The sequence below is a fragment of the Arthrobacter sp. K41 genome, assembly GCF_059089645.1.
On the sequence record NZ_JBNHEW010000001.1, the window covers coordinates 41,575 to 58,625 of the forward strand.

The following is a 17,051-nucleotide window of genomic DNA, read 5'->3' on the forward strand; positions in this document are numbered from 1 at the left end:
CCAGGCACTAAACGCGGGCGCCGTCGTCGTTCTCGTCTTTTTCCTGCGGAAGCTTCATGATCAGGTAGACCGTACCCAGCACAAACACCGCCACAATGCCTAGAACGGCGAGCACTGGCGCCGACCGCCAGAACATGACTGACAGCAGCAGGGCTATGGGCCCGCCCACAGCAGCCAGCCAGGCCAGCATGGTCAACGGGTCCGTTCCGGCCAGGCTCGGCGGTTCCTCGGGAATGAACTCGCCGTCGTCCGCGTCCACGTCATAATCGCGGGGGCCGGCAGCTGCAGCGCCGTTGCCGTCGCTGCCACCGGCTGGGTCCTGCCGCTCGGCGGCGGACAGCTCGGTGGGGGCTGCCCCGGCAAGTCCCAAGGGGTCAAAGTCACGGAAAGTGGCGGACCTGCCCGCTGCGGCGGGAGTGCCCTCCTGCCCTTCCGGAGTGCCGGCCGGTTCGGTGGCTGCAGGGCCGGTGGGGGAGTCAGCTTCAAGGCGGGCCACGAGGTCACGCCAAACGGCGTCGTCATGATTGGCCCCCTGGTCCGGCGGGCCGGCGTCAGGCCTGTTCACGGAGGGCCTCCTGGCTGGGGCGTGCACCAGCTGCGGCTGCAGGGCCGGCAGCGGGAACAACGCTGCGGATGAACTCCACCGAACCCGCAAAGATCTGGTCGGCGTCGTTGTCCATGGTAGCCACGTGGTAGCTGTTCTCCAGCCGGACCAGCTCCAGGGGAGCGTGGGTGAGGCCGCGGCGAAGTGCCACGATGCTGGCGTCGGACACCACGTGATCAATGGTGGAACGGTAAACCTGCACAGGTGCGGTGACCCTCGGCAGGATCCGGATGGTGTCCTTGAACATTTTGTTGAGTTCATGGGCGGCGGCCACCGGGGTGCGGTTGTATGCGCCCTCGTCCATGCCTTCCTTGAGGATGTCGTTGGCAATGGCCGGCGTGCTCTTCATGACCAGTTTCAGGATTCCGGCGAGCGGCGCGCGGGGATCATCGATCACCAGTGCCGGGTTCACCAGCACGACTCCTGCCACCGGCCGCGTGGCTGCGATACGCAGCGCCAGCGCCCCTCCCATGCTGAGGCCGGCGGAAAAAACGTAGTCGCAGTCCGTGTCGAGTTCAAGGTAGGCGTCGTCAAGTGCGCCGTGCCACTGCTGCCACGTGGTCCTGGCCAGCTCCTGCCAACTGGTTCCGTGACCCGGCAGCAGCGGCATGCGGACAGCGAAACCGGCAGCGGAGAAGGCCTGCGCCCACGTCCGCAGGCCATGGGGGCTTCCGGTGAATCCGTGGGACAGGACCACGCCGATCCGGGGCCCCTCGCCGTTAAATACGCAGCTGTAGGGGCTGTGGTCCGGACTGGAGGTCATGGGGTCTCCACTGAGGTGTTCTGGCTGGAGTGGGCGTAAAAGAAGGCACTGGATTTGGCGAAGATCTCCGGTGCGTCCACGTCCAGCGTAGCCACATGGCCGCTGCTTGCAAGGCTGACGACCTCCACCAGGTGCGTGCCGAGGCGTTTCCGCAGTACTGCCAGCGAAGTGGGCGGAACTACCGCGTCGGTGCTGGACTTGAACACCTGCACCGGGGCAGTGACCCGGGGCAGGCCCCGTGTGGCGGCTCCAAAGAGCTTTTTCAGCTCGTGCACGGCGGCGAGGGGAGTGCGGGAATAGTCGCCGTCTTCGGTGACCACCGCCGTGGCTTGCTCCTCCTGGATGGGGAGGGTGGTCTTCTGGAAGTATTTGAGCACGCCAATGACACGTACCCGCCGGTCATAGAAGCTCAGCCCCGGGTTCACTACCGAGACCCCCGCCACCTGGTGCCTGGACGCAGTCAGGAGCGCGATCGCTCCGCCCATGGACAGCCCTGCCACAAAGCAGGTCTCAGTCCGCTCCGCAAGCTCCAGGTAGGCGGTTTCAAAGCTGCCATACCATTCGCTCCAGCGTGTCCGGGCAAGCTGGCGCCAGTCCGTCCCGTGCCCGGGCAGAAGCGGAACGGTTACTGCGTACCCCTGGGAGGCAAGGTGTTCCGCCCAAGGCAGAACACTCAGCGGGCTGCCGGTGAAACCGTGGCAGATTGCCACTCCGACGCGGGCGTTTTCCCCATGGCCCGGATAGCTGAAAGCGGCAGGACGGGACGGGATGCTGCTTTCGCTCATGACTCCATCGTGTCACTGTTCCGGGCAAATCTCACTAGAGTATGGTTGCACTGAACTGCCGGTCAGGCCCGACGCGGGGCTTGGCGGCTGCCTTTCGGAGAGGTTTTGCACGTGTTCTATTGGGTGATGAAAAGGATCTTTCTGGGTCCGGTCCTGAAGCTGCTTTTCCGCCCCTGGGTAAAGGGCCTGGATAACATTCCGGCCGATGGTCCGGCGATTATCGCGTCCAACCACCTCTCCTTTTCCGACTCGATCTTTATGCCGCTGATGGTCCGCCGCCCCGTGGTGTTCCTGGCCAAGTCGGAGTACTTCACCGGCACGGGGGTTAAGGGGAGGCTGACGGCAATGTTCTTCCGCCTCACCAACCAGCTCCCCATGGACCGGTCCGGCGGCGCGGCGTCGGAGGCGTCGCTGAGCGCCGGAATGGACGTCCTCTCGCATGGCGGGCTGCTCGGTATCTACCCGGAGGGCACCCGCAGCCCTGATTCGCGGCTGTACCGGGGCAAGGTGGGCGTGGCCAGGCTTGCGCTCAAGGCGGGCGTGCCGGTGGTTCCAGTGGCAATGATTGGAACGGACAAGGTCCAGCCCATCGGCAAACGCCTGCCGAACATCCGCCGGATCGGCATGATTTTTGGTGAACCGCTGGATTTCAGCAGGTATCACGACCAGGCTGGGGACCGGCTGATCCAGCGGCAGGTTACGGACGAGATCATGTTCGAGCTGATGCGTCTCTCCGGACAGGAATACGTGGATGAATACGCGGCGGTGGTGAAGCTCCGGCTCGCCGGCAAGCCGTTGGACCCGGTCGCTGCCGCAGCACCCCCCGCCGCGCCGGCGCCCATCGAAAGTGCCCGCGGCAGCTTCGATGCTGACGCGGCCGGTCCAAGTGCCGAGGCCGGGCAGCCGGGCGCCGGCAGCGAGAAACAGCAGGACGACGGCGGAGCTGCCGCCAGCGCCTGAGCCCTTCTGCCAGGGGCCGCGGCCGGCACCCGTCCGCGGCCGGTGGTGTCTATGACGCCGGGCCTGGGATGCGTGACGCGGCGGTGTTCGGAGCACCTGCGGGACCGTTAGTCTTAGAGGGTGACTGAGCTATCTGCAAAACCTGCCTTTTCGCTGTCCAGCACCGCACAGAGCGGCGCGGCCAACTATCCCGGACTCGACGACTGGCGGGACCTTCCCATCTCCCAGCAGCCCAGCTGGCAGGACCGGGACGTTTTCGATGCCTCCGTCAAGGAACTGTCCGTGCTTCCTCCGCTGGTGTTCGCCGGCGAGGTGGACGTGCTCCGCGAGCGGCTGGCCGCTGCTGCCCAGGGCAAGGCATTCCTGCTCCAGGGCGGCGACTGCGCCGAAACGTTCGAAGCCGCCACAGCGGACAAAATCAGCGCGAGGGTCAAGACCATCCTGCAGATGGCAGTGGTCCTGACGTACGGCGCCGCAATGCCCGTCATCAAGATGGGCCGCATGGCGGGCCAGTTCGCCAAGCCCCGTTCGTCCAACGATGAGACCCGCGACGGCGTTACACTTCCCGCCTACCGCGGCGACATTGTCAACGGCTACGACTTCACCCCGGAATCCCGCGGCCACGACGCCGCCCGCATGCTCCGCGCCTACCACACCTCCGCCTCCACGCTTAACCTCATCCGCGCCTTCACCCAGGGCGGATTCGCGGACCTGCGCTCCGTACACCAGTGGAACAAGGGTTTCACCGAGAACCCGGCCCACGCACGCTACGAGTCCCTGGCGCGGGACATCGACCGTGCCATCATGTTCATGGATTCCTGCGGAGCGGACTTCGAGGCGCTCAAGCGCGTCGAGTTCTTCGCCAGCCACGAGGCTCTCCTCCTGGACTACGAGCGTGCCCTCACCCGCATCGACTCCCGCACCGGGTTCCCCTACGACACGTCCGCGCACTTCCTTTGGATCGGGGAACGGACCCGCGAACTGGACCACGCACACGTCGACTTCCTGTCCCGCGTGCGGAACCCCATCGGCGTCAAGCTGGGCCCGTCCACCACCGGCGACGACGCCCTCCGCCTGATCGACAAGCTGGACCCGGAGCGCGAGCCCGGCCGCCTGACCTTCATCACCCGCATGGGCGCCGGGAACATCCGGGAGAAACTGCCCGCCGTCGTCGAGAAGGTCACGGCCTCAGGCGCACAGGTGCTCTGGGTCACCGATCCCATGCACGGGAACACGGTTACGTCCCCCAACGGGTACAAGACCCGCAATTTCGACGACGTCATTGACGAAGTACGCGGCTTCTTCGAAGTGCACCACGCCCTGGGGACCGTCCCTGGCGGCCTGCATGTGGAAATGACCGGCGACGACGTCGCGGAGTGCCTCGGCGGCGCGGACCCCATCGACCAGGACGCCTTCCTGGACCGTTATGAGTCAGTATGTGATCCGCGGCTGAACCACATGCAGTCGCTGGAGATGGCCTTCCTGGTGGCTGGGGCACTGGCCAAGCGCTGAGCCGGGCCCATCCCTGAAGCGCGCAGGCGCTTGTCCTGACTGGCACGATCGGGAACCGGCACGACGGGTGTGGGCGGAGCGGATCCGCCTACACCACAGTCAGTGTGATGACTGATCCTTCGGGTACTTCGGTATCCACGGGGTCCTGGTCCCGCACAGTGCCAAAGAAGCCGCCCAGGATATTATCTACCTGAACCTGGAAGCCCAGGCTTTCGAGGGCACGCTTCGCTTCAGCCGCCTGCCGGCCGATGTAGCTGGGCACCTCCACCATTCTCGGTCCCTTTGAGATGGTCAGGGTCACCGTCCCGCCCCGGGTGAGGGTGCCGTTTGCCGGAGACTGGCTCACAACGGCGCCCTCCGGGATATTCCTGTCGAAGACCTCTTCCCGCGCTACCTCCGCCTCCAGGCCGGCCGCCTCGATGGCGTCCTTGGCATCATCCTCGTCCAGGCCCACAACGTTGGGTACCGGGATTGGCTCCGGACCTTTGGACACCACCAGGTTGACCGGAGTGCCGTGCCGTAGCGGGGTACCGGCGGCCGGATCCTGGGACAGGACAACTCCCGCCGGCGCAGCCTCGTCAAACTGCTCCGTGACCGTTCCCAATGCCATCCCGGCACTGTTCAACCCGGTTTTTGCTTCCTCGATGGTTGCCCCGGTCAGCCCGGGCAGAGGAAACAGTTGCGGGCCCTTCGAGACAAAGACCGAAACAGGCTGGAACTTCCGGATTTCCGACCCGGCCGGGGGTTCGGTGCCCACCACCAGCCCGCTCGGCACGGCGTCGTCGAAAACGTCCCTGGTGGTGGACCGGAACCCCGCCTGGCTGAGGAGTTCCTGGGCCTGTGCCACCGTCTTGTTCGCCACGGCAGGAATGGCCGCAGCCGAACCGGGCCCCATGCCGAAGAACCAGCCTGCTCCTGTTGCCAGCAGCGCGGCGATGAGCAGGACAACCACCCACAAGACCCCCCGCCGGCGCGGGCTGCCCTCGCGCAGGTTGCGTGCCGGAGTGGCCGCAGCCCGTGCGCGGGCTTTTTCCTCTTCCTTATCAGCCTTGCGCTGGGCCCGCTTACTGATCGCCGCAGGCGCCGCCGCCCATGGTGCGTCATCGTCCGTCCCAGGGGGAGTGAGTTCATGCCGAAGACCGGGAGCAGGAGAGCTGGCTGCCTGACCGGTGACCTGGCCCGGCCCCTGCTCCTCCACTTGCTGCAACGGGCGGTACGGCGGTAACGACGGCCGGCCAAAGGGCATAACGCTCGTTGGATTGTTGGTACGGGCTATAACTTCGGTGTGGTTGTGGTTCCCGGCGGGACCCGGGCTGCCTGCAGCCAGGGCGCCAGGCGGCTGCAGGTCCAGTTCGCGGTCACTGAGGTTGGTCCTGATATGGCGCAGCTCCTGTAACAGGGCGTTGCCGTCGATGGGACGGTTCTCCGGATCGTTGGCAGTACACCACTGAACGAGTTCATCCACTTCGGCCGCCAGGCCCGGCACCAGTGCCGAGGGTGGACCCACCGTCCCGTTGACGTGCTGGTAGGCCACCTGAATGGGGCCCTCGCCCGTAAACGGCTGCTGGCCCGTGAGCATCTCGTAGAGCATGATGCCCGCGGAGTACACATCGCTCCGGGCATCGGCGGGTTTGCCGAGAACGAGTTCGGGGGAGAGGTAGGCCACCGTTCCGAGCAGCGTTCCGGTGCTGGTGGAGGTGGTGACTGCCCGGGCCAGGCCAAAATCCCCGATCTTGATCCTGCCGTCTTCGGCTATCAGGACGTTTTCAGGTTTCACGTCCCGGTGGATGAACCCGGCTGCGTGGGCGGCGCCCAGGCCTTCCACCACCGGATCAATGAGCGCCAGCGCGAGCCGGGGCGGAAGCGCGCCCTTGGCCTTGAGGACGTCCCGCAGTGTATGACCCTTGATGTACTCCATCACCAGATACGCGGTGTTGGCGTCGGTGCCTTGGTCCAGAACTCCCACGACGTGCGGGTGGGAAAGCCTGGCTGCGGCCTTGGCTTCCCGGCTGAGCCTGTCAAGGAAGTTTTCGTCCGCGGAGAGGTGGGGGTGCAGTACCTTCAGGGCCACGTCCCGTTCCAGCCGCTGGTCGGTGGCCACATAAACGGTGGACATGCCGCCCCGCGCCAGCCTGGACCTGACGGCGTACCGGTTGTCCACCAGGGTTCCTACCAGAGGGTCTGACACGTGTTCCTGCACCCTACGATCGTAATCCAGCAATGAAACGGGTCCGAACCGATATCGGTCCGGACCCGTGCCGCCTTCCGCTGGCCGCCCCCGCGTTGCGGGAGCAGCCGGGGTTGCTAGCCGAAGTTCTTCTGGTGTGCCTTAATGGCGGCGACGTAGGCCTTGGTGTCCTCGTACATGCCGTATTTGCTCACCGAATACTGCCCCTGGTAGTAGCCGGCGATGGCTGAATCCCTGTCCTTGCTGGTGGCGAGGAGCTGGCGGATGATCGCCACACCTGCCGTCGCATTGTCGTAGGGATCCAAAAGGTTCAGCTTCCGGCCCACCAGGTCCGATGCCCACTGGCCCGAGCTGGGGATGACCTGCATGGTTCCGATGGCATTCGCAGGGGATACCGCACGCTGGTCGAAGCCGGACTCCTGGTGGGCGAAAGCGAGGGCGAGAGACGGCTCCACGCCCATGGCCCGCGCCGTGTTCGCGACAATGCCGCGCATCTGATCGCGTGACGGCACCGGCGAAGCGTTCAGGAGTGCCTTGTTTTCGTTCGCTGAGCTCACCACGGCGGCGGGGTAGGTAAAGCCAAGGAAGGAACTGGGCACGAGGGGCGTAACAGAGGCTGGTGGCTGGGGTGCCTGCTGGCCGGCCCCCGGGATGGCCAGCTTGTTGCCCGGGTAAATCACCGTACGCAGGTTCATCTGGTTCGCGGAGAGGAGGTCCGAAAGCTTGACACCGTGGCGGGAGGCAATGGCAGAAAGCGTGTCACCGGCCTTGACGGTGTACGAGCCGGATGCCGGGGCAGCAGCCGAGGTGTTTGCCAGAGCCGGGGCAGGTGCCGCCGGTGCAGGAGCGGGGGCCGCCGGTGCGGGAGCTGAGCCGCCGCCGCCAACCTTGATCTTTTGCCCCGGGTAGATGATGGAGCGCATGTTGAGGTTGTTCCACGAAAAGACGTCCGACAGGCTTACCTTGTGCTTGGCGGCGATGGCCCCCAGCGTGTCGCCCGGCTTCACGGTGTAACTGGCACCGCCGCTGGCCGTCGACGGTGCGGCAGCCGGTGCAGGGGCCGGAGCGGGAGCTGCGGGCGCCGGGGTACCGGAAAGCTTGATCTTCTGTCCCGGGTAGATAAGTGTGTTCGCCTGCAGGTTGTTGAGCTTCAGGATGTCGCCCGTGTTCAGCCCGAACCTGCCGGCGACAGCGCTGATGGTGTCACCCCGGGCGATGGTGTACTCGGCCGGCACGGAGGGCTGGGCCGGCTTGAAGGCCGAGGGGATGGTGGTGGAGACGGACGACGCCGGGATGACGGCCGCCGTCGCCTGTGCCGCCTGCGCTGCCTGGGCCTTCATGGCCGCGGCGAGGGTGGCCGGAACAACGCGGGCGGGCGGCTCCGCGGCAGCGGGCTGGGCGAGGGCCAGGGATGACAATACGACCGCAGGCAGCGCTGCCGTAGTGGCAGCGATTGTGGGCAGGCTCGGTTTTGGGGGCTGCTTGGGCGAGCGGGACATCGTCATGGAAAGAATCCTCTTCTCAACTGCGGGCGCGGGCGGGGATGCCGCTGTCATTCCGATACTACTGTTACAGGTGTTATTCCTGTTACGAATGTGATCTATGTGAATCTCTCACGAATTTGTCCGTAGCACAAGAATTTCGGCATTTGCCGTAAGCAGGACTTTGTGGAGTGTCCGCAGGTCAGCTGCGGGCAAGCGATGAACCGACTAGGCGCGACGGTATCCACCGTGGCAACCTTGATCCGTGAGTAATGTAGAAAACCTCGTGGGCGAATGGTTGCCCCTGCCCGACGTCGCCCAATTGTTGGATGTCTCGATTACCAAAGTCCACAGCCTTATTGACGAGCATGCTTTGGCGGCTTTGCGGGTGGGAGAACGGAAAATCCGTTCGGTCCCGGCTGAATTCATTCAGGACGGCCAGGTGGTGGACAGCCTTAAAGGCACCATTGTTGTGCTGGCGGACGCAGGTTACTCGGACGAGGACCTCATCATCTGGCTGTTCAGGCCTGATGAGTCACTGCGCGGACGTCCCATTGACGCCTTGCGGGAGGGCAGGAAAACAGAAATCAGGCGCAGGGCCCAGACTTTGGCCTGGTAGGTGCCGGCTTTTCCGCCGATCGAATCAGGAGGCGCGGCTGACGGTTGCTTCGGCCAGCCTCTGCAGGGCGGTTTTCGGCAGTTGGTCCAGGGGAAGTGCCTCGAGAGCATCGTAGGCTGCCGCGCCGAATTCGTTGATGAGGACTTCGGTGGCCTGCAAAGCCCCCGATTCTTCGATGATCCGCCGGATTTCGAAAATGTCCTCCTCCGTGAGGTCGGGGCTGCCCAGGCGTGCGTCGATATACGCCGATTCGGACTCCGATGCCTGGTCCAGGGCAAGCGCTACCAGCACGGTCCGCTTGCCTTCGCGCAGGTCGTCTCCGGCCGGCTTGCCGGTGGTGAGCGGATCGCCGAAGACACCCAGCACGTCGTCACGAAGCTGGAAGGCTTCGCCAAGGGGCAACGCGAATGCAGAGTACCCGCGGAGAAGTTCGTTGGAAGCACCGGCGAGTGCGCCGCCCAGCGCGAGCGGGTGCTCGGTTGAATACTTGGCCGACTTGAACCTGATGATGGACTGGGCCCTGCTGACGGCTCCCGCCCGGTCCCGCACGGGTCCGGCTACTTCCTCCAGGATGTCCAGGTACTGGCCGGCCATGACCTCTGCGCGCATGAGGTTGAAGATCAGCCGGGCTCGGCTGCCGGCAGCAGCCCGCTCGCCGATGTCCGTAAACGCTTCTTCGCTGAACGAGAGGCAGAGGTCGCCGGTGAGGATTGCAGCTGCCTGCCCAAACCGCTCGCTGTCCAGGGCCCAGCCTTGGGTTCCGTGCAGTTGGCTGAACCGGCGGTGGACGCTGGGTCCGCCCCGCCTGGTGTCCGAGCGGTCGATGATGTCATCGTGGATTAGCGCGGCAGCCTGGAACAGCTCCAGCGCGGCACCGGCTGTCACGATCTGCCGGGCGGACGGTTCACCGCCGGCGGCCCGCCAACCCCAGTAGCACATCAGCGCCCGGAGCCGTTTCCCCCCGGTCACCAGGTTGGAGATGGAACCCGTGAGGGGTTCGATGTCAGGGGAGATGGCGGACATGATGGATTGCCGGGATGTGAGGAAGTCGGTCAGCTCACCGGCGACCGCCGCTACGAAGGCGGCCTGTTCATCCCTTATCTGCTCAGTTGCCGTCACTTGGCTGACTCAGCTGCCACGTTGGCACCGATGGTGAAGGTGACAACGCCGCCGGCCTCCACGGCGGAGATGTTGACGGTCTCACTGTCTCCGCGGACAAAGTCCTTGGAAGCTACCGCCCCCACGGCCTCGCCCGGCACTGCCTTGAACCCGCGCGCCTCAAGTTCTTTGGTGTAAAAGTCCAGGACGGCCGCAGTGGGCGAAGTGATGGTGGCAACCAAGGCTGCGGTGGCCGGCGTCGATGCCTTGTCGAAGCTGCTGGACACCACGCCCGCGCCCGGCATGAGCGGCAGGAGCTGCTGGGGGAAACCTTCGACGACGGCCCCTACGGTAGCGGAGGTGTTGGGCGAGGCGGAGGGGCTGGCCGCGGCTGTCACAGTGGACTGCACCGTTTCCGGTGCAGAGGCGGAGGCTGTGGGGTCCGGTGTTCCTGAGGGCGTTGGGCTGCAGGCAGCGAGCGCCAAGGCTGCACCGGCAGCAAAAGCGGCCAGGGCTGCTGGCTTAGGTTTTCCAATGACCGTCACAGGGACATTCCTCCTGGTGTAGATGCCGGATTCAGCCACCAGTTTAGTCAGTACAAGGCGATAGGATTGCAGCCGTGGCACCTGTTGGGACGATCGAGCCGGCCGGAGCAGGCCTCCTGCCCCGGAGGCGCAACTGCATCATGCACGTGGATATGGATGCTTTTTTCGTCTCCGTGGAACTGCGCACGCGGCCCGAACTGCGTGGCAGGCCGGTCATCGTGGGTTATCCGGCGGAGCGCTCAGTAGTCCTCTCCGCGTCCTACGAAGCCAGGGCCTTCGGCGTCAAATCCGCGATGCCAATGGCAGTGGCCATGCGCATGTGCCCCCAGGCGGTAGTCATCGAGCCCCGGCACAAGGAGTATTACGAGGTTTCCGCCCAGCTGATGACGATCTTCGAGTCCGTCACCGAACTCGTGGAGCCGCTCAGCGTGGACGAGGCGTTCCTGGACGTCAGCGGTGCGATACGCAGGCTGGGTCCGCCCCGGACCATCGGAGAACTGATTCGGCGCAGGGTGGCTGCGGAGCTCGGCATTACCGCCTCGGTGGGGGTTGCTGAGACAAAGTTTGTGGCAAAAATTGCCTCCACCCGCTGCAAACCGGACGGGTTGCTCCTGATCGGACCTGACGAGACGGTTCCGTACCTCCACAGTCTGCCCGTCGGCGCATTGTGGGGGGTTGGCGCGAAGACCACCGACGTCCTGGCGAGGATGGGCATCAAAACGGTCGCAGACCTGGCAGCCACGCCGGTCTCGTCCCTCAAGAAGATGCTTGGCGCGGGCGGGGTTCATGTCCACCAACTCGCTTGGGGATTGGACCCGCGTCCCGTCACACCCGTCCGTGTCGAAAAGAGCATCGGCGCGGAAGAAACCTTTGCTGTGGACACCGCCGACGACGCCCTCCTCCACCGGGAACTGCTGCGGCTTTCGCACCGTACGGCGGAGCGGTTGCGCAGTTCGGGGATGGTGGCCCGGACCGTCGCCTTGAAGCTGAGGTTCGCGGACTTCTCCACCATCACCCGCAGCCGTACCGTCCAGACTCCCGTGGACAGCGCGCAGCTCATCTATGCCGTGGCGCTTCAGCTCCTGGACTCCGTGGACAGGCCCATGACTGTCAGGCTGGTGGGAGTGCGGGCTGAGCAGCTTGAAGAGGCCGCGCGGACCTCGCTGCAGCTGAGTATCGACCGCAGGGACGAAAACTGGCGCGCCGCGGAGCAGGCCGTAGACCAGGTAGCCCGCAAATTCGGTGGAAAATCGGTCCTTCCTGCCCGGCTGCTTGAGCCCGGCAGCGGTTCCGAATAAGCCTGCAAATAAGCCGTTTGGCGGCTGCCGGGAAAGTCATTGCCGTCTTTCAGAACGGCCCTGAACAAACTATCCTTATAGATACGAAGTTTTGGAGTGACTGGACTTACTGCCTGGCTCTCCTGGACATGCTTCCGCTCACCGTTTGCATGCCCGGGTTGCCGTTTACCGCTACAGCAGGCGGGTACGGGAACCACCAGGGCATACCAGACGTTATCCGAGCAGAAGAAATGGCTGGGATCAGCCCGGACGTTGGCCTACAAAGGAGGTCGTGATGCCGCTGTCGGAGCACGAACAGAAGCTGCTTGAGCAGCTGGAGAAGCAGCTTCACGAGGATGATCCAAAGTTCGCGAATTCCATGGGATCGGACCCCGGGCGTTCGTGGTCTACCAGACACGTCGTGATTGGCGTCCTGTGCGCGCTGGCCGGCGTCTTCCTGCTGCTTGTGGGAGTCACCCTCCAAAACATTTTTGTCGGTGTCCTGGGATTTGTTGTTATGGGCGGCGGCGTCTATTTCGCCACGATGCGCAGCAATTCGTCAGCAACGAAAACCGCCAAGCCCGGCACCGGTAAGGGCGGCAAGCAACGGAGTTCCTTCATGAGCAACCTTGAGGAGCGCTGGGACGAGAGGCGCCGGGGAGAGCCCTAAAGGCTACGGCGTCCGCTGACACCAAAAGCGCAGTACGCACCACTTTGCTCCACAACGTGGGGTTATTGCCAAAAAGACCCGCTTCGGCGGGTCTTTTCGCATTTAAGCGGCCTCCATCTTTCGCGATGTCCGCGGATACGTTGGGGGCACAGGCGCCTTGCGCGTCCGCACTGCGGGAATTGCCGAAAGTCCTCCACTTCCCACCACCAACGCAATTCCGCGTGTTTTAGGGGTGCCTTTCCCAGGAATTGAGCGCTTCCCCGCGCTTTTCACGTTGACTGTGGTGGAAAGTGGAGTAATGTGGAGGACATAAGAGGGTGGTTGCAACATAGGGGATGTGCAGTTCCTGACATCGGACAGGCGGTGGGCCAGTGTTTCTGGGCACGCATTCGCCACGTCTGGATGAGAAGGGCCGGATCATTCTCCCCGCGAAGTTCCGCGAGGAACTTGCCAGCGGACTGGTACTCACCAGAGGCCAGGAGCGTTGCATCTACGTCTTCAGCGAGAAGGAATTTGCCCGGGTTCACGAGCAAATGCGGGAGGCACCAATCTCCTCAAAACAGGCGCGGGACTACATCCGCGTCTTTCTTTCTGGAGCCTCGGACGAGGTACCTGACAAGCAGGGGCGCGTGACTATTCCGCCGGCGCTCCGGGAGTACGCAGGGCTCGGGAGGGAACTGGCCGTCATCGGCGCCGGAACCCGCGCCGAGATCTGGGACGCCCAGGCCTGGAATGAATACCTCGCGGAGAAGGAAACCGCCTTCTCCGAAACCGATGATCCCATTCCGGGCATTCTCTGACCGGAACAGGACCGCGGGCAGATGTCTTGGCTGAGATCTCCAGCCGGCCCATCGGCTGGCCAACCTGGCTCACTTCCCCGGAGCCAGGCGGGCACGACGATAGGCGCGGATGGGGATCTGGGCCAAGAACCATACCAGTGACAGCGACGGCGAGAGAGGACGGGGCATGCACGATCAACAGAAGCCAACGTCTGAACGCCATGTGCCGGTCCTTCGCGACCGGTGCATCAATTTGTTGGCGCCGGGTTTTGAAGCGGCGAGGAGCCGCGGCGAAACCCCGGTGGCCATCGACGCGACGCTGGGCATGGGGGGCCACTCCGAAGCCATGCTGCAGCGGTTCCCGGACCTCCACCTGATCGGCATCGACCGCGATGAAGAAGCCCTTGCCCTGGCAGGGGAGCGGTTGGCTCCGTTCCAGGCGCGGACAGACCTGGTCCACGCGGTCTATGACGAAATCGAAGAAGTCATCGCTGACCTTGGCGTGACCGAAGTACACGGCATCCTCATGGACCTGGGCGTTTCCTCCCTCCAGCTGGATGAGCGCGAACGGGGTTTTGCGTATTCATTCGACGCACCCCTGGACATGCGGATGGATACCAGCCGCGGACAGACTGCGGCCGACGTCGTCAACAACTACAGCGAAGAGGAACTCGTCCGGATCATCCGGAAATGGGGCGAGGAGAAGTTCGCCGGACGCATAGCAAACAGGATCGTTGCCTCCCGGGCCTCCCGACCTTTCACCACTACCGGCGAGCTCGTGGAACAGATCCGCGCAGTCGTCCCGGCCGGAGCGGCAAAGTCCGGCGGCCACCCTGCCAAACGGACGTTCCAGGCCCTGCGGATCGAAGTCAACGAGGAGCTTGACGTGCTGGAGCGGGCGGTCCCCGCGGCCGTTGACGCCACGGCCCTGGGCGGCCGAATAGTGGTCATGTCCTATCACTCCCTGGAGGACAAGATCGTCAAGGGAGTTTTCCAGGCCCGATCCAAATCCTCCGCTCCCCTCGGCTTTCCCGTGGAGCTGGAAGAGCACAAACCCGAACTGAAGACCCTGACCAAAGGCACCGAGGTGCCAACCGCCGTCGAAATCGCCGAAAACCCCCGCGCTGCCTCAGCAAGGCTGCGCGCGGTGGAACGTATCCGAACCAGGAGAGCTTAGTGAGCACCGCTGCCGTCAAGAACTTTCCCGTCGTTTCCGGTTCGGCGGCCAAGCAGCTTCCTGCGGGTTCGCCGGCCGGTCCCCGCCGGAACCGCACCCCGCTGTCCGTAGTCCGGACCGTTCCCCGCAAACGCCGCGCCCCCTTCGTGGTGCTCTGCTTCGCCATGCTTGCCGTGGCCCTGATCGCTGTTCTTGTCCTGAACATTTCCGTATCCACGGCGCAGTACCAATTGGTGGAACTGCGCGCCCGGCAGAGCACCCTGACCAAGCAGAACCAGGACCTCACCCAGCAGGTCCAGAACTTCGAAGCACCCCAAAACCTTGCAGCGCAGGCGACGAAGCTGGGCATGGTTCCTTCCACCGTCAAAGGCCAGATTGACCTGTCCACCCTCACCGTCACCGGCAAGGCCACGCCGGCTGTGAAGGACGGTGCTGCCGGCGCCGTTATCCCGGCGCCTGCTGTCGCAGGCCAGGTAACCGTGGTTCCGCCGCCAAGCAAGCAGGATCCGCTGGAAGCCCGGAAGCCCGCCCAGGCACCTGCGGCTGCTTCCGCCCCCACAGACGCCAAGCCCGCCGCCGGCGCCACGCCTGGCCAGGCATCGCCGTCGTCCGCGCCTGCCCAGACACCGTCGTCGGCGCCGGCCCTGCCGCCGGCAGAGCTCCACGGAGGGTCAGTACCGGCACCCGAGCAGAAGGTCCCCGGACAGTAACGCGGCAGGTCTGACAGGCAACAAGGTCGAGCAGCAAGGAAATATCACGGTGGCGCAGAGGACCGGCAAAGCAAGCAGCGGCAAGGTACCCAGCGCCAAAAAGCGGCTCCGGCTGGGACTGGGAATAATGCTGACACTCCTGCTGGTGGTGGGCGGCAAGCTCTTCCTGGTCCAGGGGCTGGACGTCGGTGGAATGGCCGAAGCAGCACTGAACAGCCGGATGAAGCGGACCGTCCTGCCTGCCGAGAGAGGCAGCATCCTGGACTCCCGGGGAACCGTGCTGGCCAACAGCGTGATCCGCTACAACGTGGTGGTGGACCAGCGCGTCAACACCAAAACCGAAACCTTCAAGCGCCTGGACACGGTGGACGGCAAAGAGAAGCTGGTGGATGTCAGCCGTGACCAGGGCCTCACCGAGCTCGCCGCCGCGCTGGGCATGGAAAAGGACGCTGTCCGGGACGCCGTCACCGGCGGGCAGCCCTATTACATCGTTGCCAAGGACGTAAAGCCGGACATTGAGGACCGGATCTCCCAGCTCCAGATCCCCGGCATCGTCACCGAAGGCGTCAGTAAGCGGGTTTATCCCAACGGTTCCGTCGCCGGTGGCATCATCGGGTTCATGGCCGACGGCGCTACTGGCCAGGCCGGCATAGAACAGACCCAGGACGAACTGCTGAAGGGCGCTGACGGCGAACGCCTTTTTGAAATCGGCGCCGACGGCCTGCGCATCCCCGTGGGAGTGGATGAGCTCACAGCGCCGCAGGACGGTAAGGACATCAAGCTCACGCTCAACTCGGACCTGCAGTATTTTGCGCAGCAGGCCATTCAAAGCCAGTCGGACAAGCTCGACGCAGAGTGGGGCGTCATCATCGTGATGGACGCCAAGACCGGGGACCTGGTGGCGATGGCCGACACCAATTCCCCCGACCCCAACGACCCCGGCCGGGTGGCCGCCAAGGATCGCGGTGTCCGCGCAGTCACGGCTGCATACGAGCCCGGCTCTGTTGAAAAGATGATGACCGCGGCAGCCCTCATTGAAGAGGGAAAGGCCAAGCCGCTCGACTCATTCACCCTGGGGCCCACTTACACCGTGGACGGCCAAACCTTCAGCGACTCCTTCGCCCACGGAACCGAGGAGCGCACCCTCGCGGGCATCCTGGGCTACTCGATGAACACCGGCACTGTCATGGCCGGCCAGCGCCTCAGCAAGGAGCAGCGGTACGACTGGCTGAAGAGGTTCGGCATCGGCGAGGCGCCGGACATCGGGCTTCCTGCCACGGCCTCCGGCATCCTCACGCCCTGGCAGCAGTGGGACGGGCGCCAGGAATACACCGTGCTGTTCGGGCAGGGCGTGTCCCAGTCCACCCTCCAGACGGTACGGGCATTCCAATCCATCGCCAACGACGGCGTGATGCTCCAGCCAAGGCTGATCGACGCCCACGTCTCCCCGGACGGAAGCGAGGAAAAGGTGCCCGCCGCACCGTCGCGGCAGGTCGTCTCGGAGAACACGGCCCAGCAGGTCCGGGACATACTGGAAAGCGCCGTGACGGAGGGCCAAATCAAGGACGCTGCCATCGACGGCTACCGCGTGGGCGCAAAGACGGGCACCTCTGAATCCCCCTGCGACGACGGCAAGTCCGGGTTCTGCGGCTACACCGCCTCCATGGTGGGCATGGCACCAATGGATGATCCGCGGTTTATTGTGGAGGTGGTACTCCAGCGGCCCAAGGGCAGCATCTACGGGATTACCAACGGGCCGGTCTTCCGGTCCGTCATGAGCCAGGCGCTGCGGACCTACAATGTCCAGCCGTCCACCGGCGAACCGGCCAGGCTTCCCCAGTTCGCCAAGTAGCACCCCCGCAACAGCCAACCAGCAGCACCAC

General features: G+C 64.6%; 16 protein-coding genes. 9 read left to right on the forward strand and 7 right to left on the reverse strand.

The features are described 5' to 3' along the window. Nucleotides 1-7 precede the first annotated feature (7 nt). From AC5RTE_RS00200 to AC5RTE_RS00210, 3 genes are read right to left on the reverse strand one after another with little or no spacing between them, the layout of a single operon-like run. Nucleotides 8-565 (reverse strand): hypothetical protein, encoded by a 558-nt coding sequence (locus tag AC5RTE_RS00200; RefSeq protein WP_494039412.1) that lies wholly within the window; start codon nucleotides 563-565, stop codon nucleotides 8-10. After that, nucleotides 552-1,367, reverse strand: coding sequence for an alpha/beta hydrolase (locus AC5RTE_RS00205; RefSeq protein WP_494039413.1), 816 nt, complete (start codon nucleotides 1,365-1,367; stop codon nucleotides 552-554). Before AC5RTE_RS00205 ends, AC5RTE_RS00200 begins: the two co-directional genes overlap by 14 nt. After that, complete coding sequence (locus AC5RTE_RS00210) at nucleotides 1,364-2,152, reverse strand: alpha/beta hydrolase (protein WP_494039414.1); 789 nt, start codon at nucleotides 2,150-2,152, stop codon at nucleotides 1,364-1,366. Before AC5RTE_RS00210 ends, AC5RTE_RS00205 begins: the two co-directional genes overlap by 4 nt. 111 nt (nucleotides 2,153-2,263) lie before the next feature. Here AC5RTE_RS00210 and AC5RTE_RS00215 point away from each other — a divergent pair, with 111 nt between their 5' ends. Both AC5RTE_RS00215 and AC5RTE_RS00220 read left to right on the forward strand, forming a co-directional pair. Beyond that, nucleotides 2,264-3,112, forward strand: a complete 849-nt coding sequence (locus AC5RTE_RS00215; protein WP_494040119.1) for a lysophospholipid acyltransferase family protein — start codon at nucleotides 2,264-2,266, stop codon at nucleotides 3,110-3,112. A 120-nt stretch (nucleotides 3,113-3,232) separates the two neighbouring features. Further along, nucleotides 3,233-4,624, forward strand: coding sequence for a class II 3-deoxy-7-phosphoheptulonate synthase (locus AC5RTE_RS00220; RefSeq protein ID WP_494039415.1), 1,392 nt, complete (start codon nucleotides 3,233-3,235; stop codon nucleotides 4,622-4,624). An 88-nt stretch (nucleotides 4,625-4,712) separates the two neighbouring features. Here AC5RTE_RS00220 and AC5RTE_RS00225 read toward each other — a convergent pair whose 3' ends face one another. Together AC5RTE_RS00225 and AC5RTE_RS00230 are read right to left on the reverse strand one after the other, a co-directional pair. Further along, nucleotides 4,713-6,824: a Stk1 family PASTA domain-containing Ser/Thr kinase gene (locus AC5RTE_RS00225; protein ID WP_494039416.1), complete on the reverse strand. Its 2,112-nt coding sequence runs from the start codon at nucleotides 6,822-6,824 to the stop codon at nucleotides 4,713-4,715. A gap of 104 nt (nucleotides 6,825-6,928) precedes the next feature. Then, nucleotides 6,929-8,317 (reverse strand): lytic transglycosylase, encoded by a 1,389-nt coding sequence (locus AC5RTE_RS00230; RefSeq protein WP_494039417.1) that lies wholly within the window; start codon nucleotides 8,315-8,317, stop codon nucleotides 6,929-6,931. Between the two features lie 241 nt (nucleotides 8,318-8,558). Here AC5RTE_RS00230 and AC5RTE_RS00235 point away from each other — a divergent pair, with 241 nt between their 5' ends. Beyond that, nucleotides 8,559-8,912 carry an Rv2175c family DNA-binding protein gene (locus AC5RTE_RS00235; protein WP_494039418.1) on the forward strand — a complete coding sequence of 118 codons (354 nt, stop codon included), beginning with the start codon at nucleotides 8,559-8,561 and terminating at the stop codon, nucleotides 8,910-8,912. A 24-nt stretch (nucleotides 8,913-8,936) separates the two neighbouring features. Here the strand turns inward: AC5RTE_RS00235 and AC5RTE_RS00240 are convergent, their stop codons facing one another. Both AC5RTE_RS00240 and AC5RTE_RS00245 read right to left on the reverse strand, forming a co-directional pair. Beyond that, the gene (locus AC5RTE_RS00240) at nucleotides 8,937-10,031 is read right to left on the reverse strand and encodes a polyprenyl synthetase family protein (protein WP_494039419.1); all 1,095 of its coding nucleotides are present in this window, start codon (nucleotides 10,029-10,031) and stop codon (nucleotides 8,937-8,939) included. Beyond that, entirely contained in the window at nucleotides 10,028-10,555 is a 528-nt protein-coding gene (locus AC5RTE_RS00245; RefSeq protein ID WP_494040120.1) for a hypothetical protein, read from the reverse strand. The genes AC5RTE_RS00240 and AC5RTE_RS00245 overlap by 4 nt, the downstream gene beginning before the upstream one ends. 140 nt (nucleotides 10,556-10,695) lie before the next feature. On the opposite strand from AC5RTE_RS00245, the gene dinB reads away from it, so the two are divergent. The 6 genes from dinB (at nucleotide 10,696) to AC5RTE_RS00275 (ending at nucleotide 17,020) form a co-directional block, all read left to right on the forward strand. Beyond that, the gene (gene dinB, locus AC5RTE_RS00250) at nucleotides 10,696-11,853 is read left to right on the forward strand and encodes a DNA polymerase IV (RefSeq protein WP_494040121.1); all 1,158 of its coding nucleotides are present in this window, start codon (nucleotides 10,696-10,698) and stop codon (nucleotides 11,851-11,853) included. Nucleotides 11,854-12,127: 274 nt separating this feature from the next. Further along, nucleotides 12,128-12,502, forward strand: a complete 375-nt coding sequence (locus tag AC5RTE_RS00255; RefSeq protein WP_494039420.1) for an SCO2097 family morphological protein — start codon at nucleotides 12,128-12,130, stop codon at nucleotides 12,500-12,502. A gap of 371 nt (nucleotides 12,503-12,873) precedes the next feature. Then, the gene (gene mraZ / locus AC5RTE_RS00260; RefSeq protein ID WP_018763545.1) at nucleotides 12,874-13,302 is read left to right on the forward strand and encodes a division/cell wall cluster transcriptional repressor MraZ; all 429 of its coding nucleotides are present in this window, start codon (nucleotides 12,874-12,876) and stop codon (nucleotides 13,300-13,302) included. 166 nt (nucleotides 13,303-13,468) lie between these two features. Further along, the gene (gene rsmH, locus AC5RTE_RS00265; protein WP_494039421.1) at nucleotides 13,469-14,458 is read left to right on the forward strand and encodes a 16S rRNA (cytosine(1402)-N(4))-methyltransferase RsmH; all 990 of its coding nucleotides are present in this window, start codon (nucleotides 13,469-13,471) and stop codon (nucleotides 14,456-14,458) included. Beyond that, complete coding sequence (gene ftsL / locus AC5RTE_RS00270) at nucleotides 14,458-15,168, forward strand: cell division protein FtsL (RefSeq protein WP_494039422.1); 711 nt, start codon at nucleotides 14,458-14,460, stop codon at nucleotides 15,166-15,168. Before rsmH ends, ftsL begins: the two co-directional genes overlap by 1 nt. Before the next feature lie 49 nt (nucleotides 15,169-15,217). Further along, entirely contained in the window at nucleotides 15,218-17,020 is a 1,803-nt protein-coding gene (locus AC5RTE_RS00275) for a peptidoglycan D,D-transpeptidase FtsI family protein (RefSeq protein WP_494039423.1), read from the forward strand. The last annotated feature ends 31 nt before the right edge of the window (nucleotides 17,021-17,051 follow it).

What these genes read in the sequence shown, in the direction of transcription:
- rsmH (WP_494039421.1), top strand. Translation starts at nt 13,469, where the DNA reads ATGCACGATCAACAGAAGCCAACGTCTGAACGCCATGTGCCGGTCCTT.
- AC5RTE_RS00205 (WP_494039413.1), bottom strand. Translation starts at nt 1,367, where the DNA reads ATGACCTCCAGTCCGGACCACAGCCCCTACAGCTGCGTATTTAACGGC.
- dinB (WP_494040121.1), top strand. Translation starts at nt 10,696, where the DNA reads ATGCACGTGGATATGGATGCTTTTTTCGTCTCCGTGGAACTGCGCACG.
- AC5RTE_RS00230 (WP_494039417.1), bottom strand. Translation starts at nt 8,317, where the DNA reads ATGACGATGTCCCGCTCGCCCAAGCAGCCCCCAAAACCGAGCCTGCCC.
- AC5RTE_RS00210 (WP_494039414.1), bottom strand. Translation starts at nt 2,152, where the DNA reads ATGAGCGAAAGCAGCATCCCGTCCCGTCCTGCCGCTTTCAGCTATCCG.
- AC5RTE_RS00255 (WP_494039420.1), top strand. Translation starts at nt 12,128, where the DNA reads ATGCCGCTGTCGGAGCACGAACAGAAGCTGCTTGAGCAGCTGGAGAAG.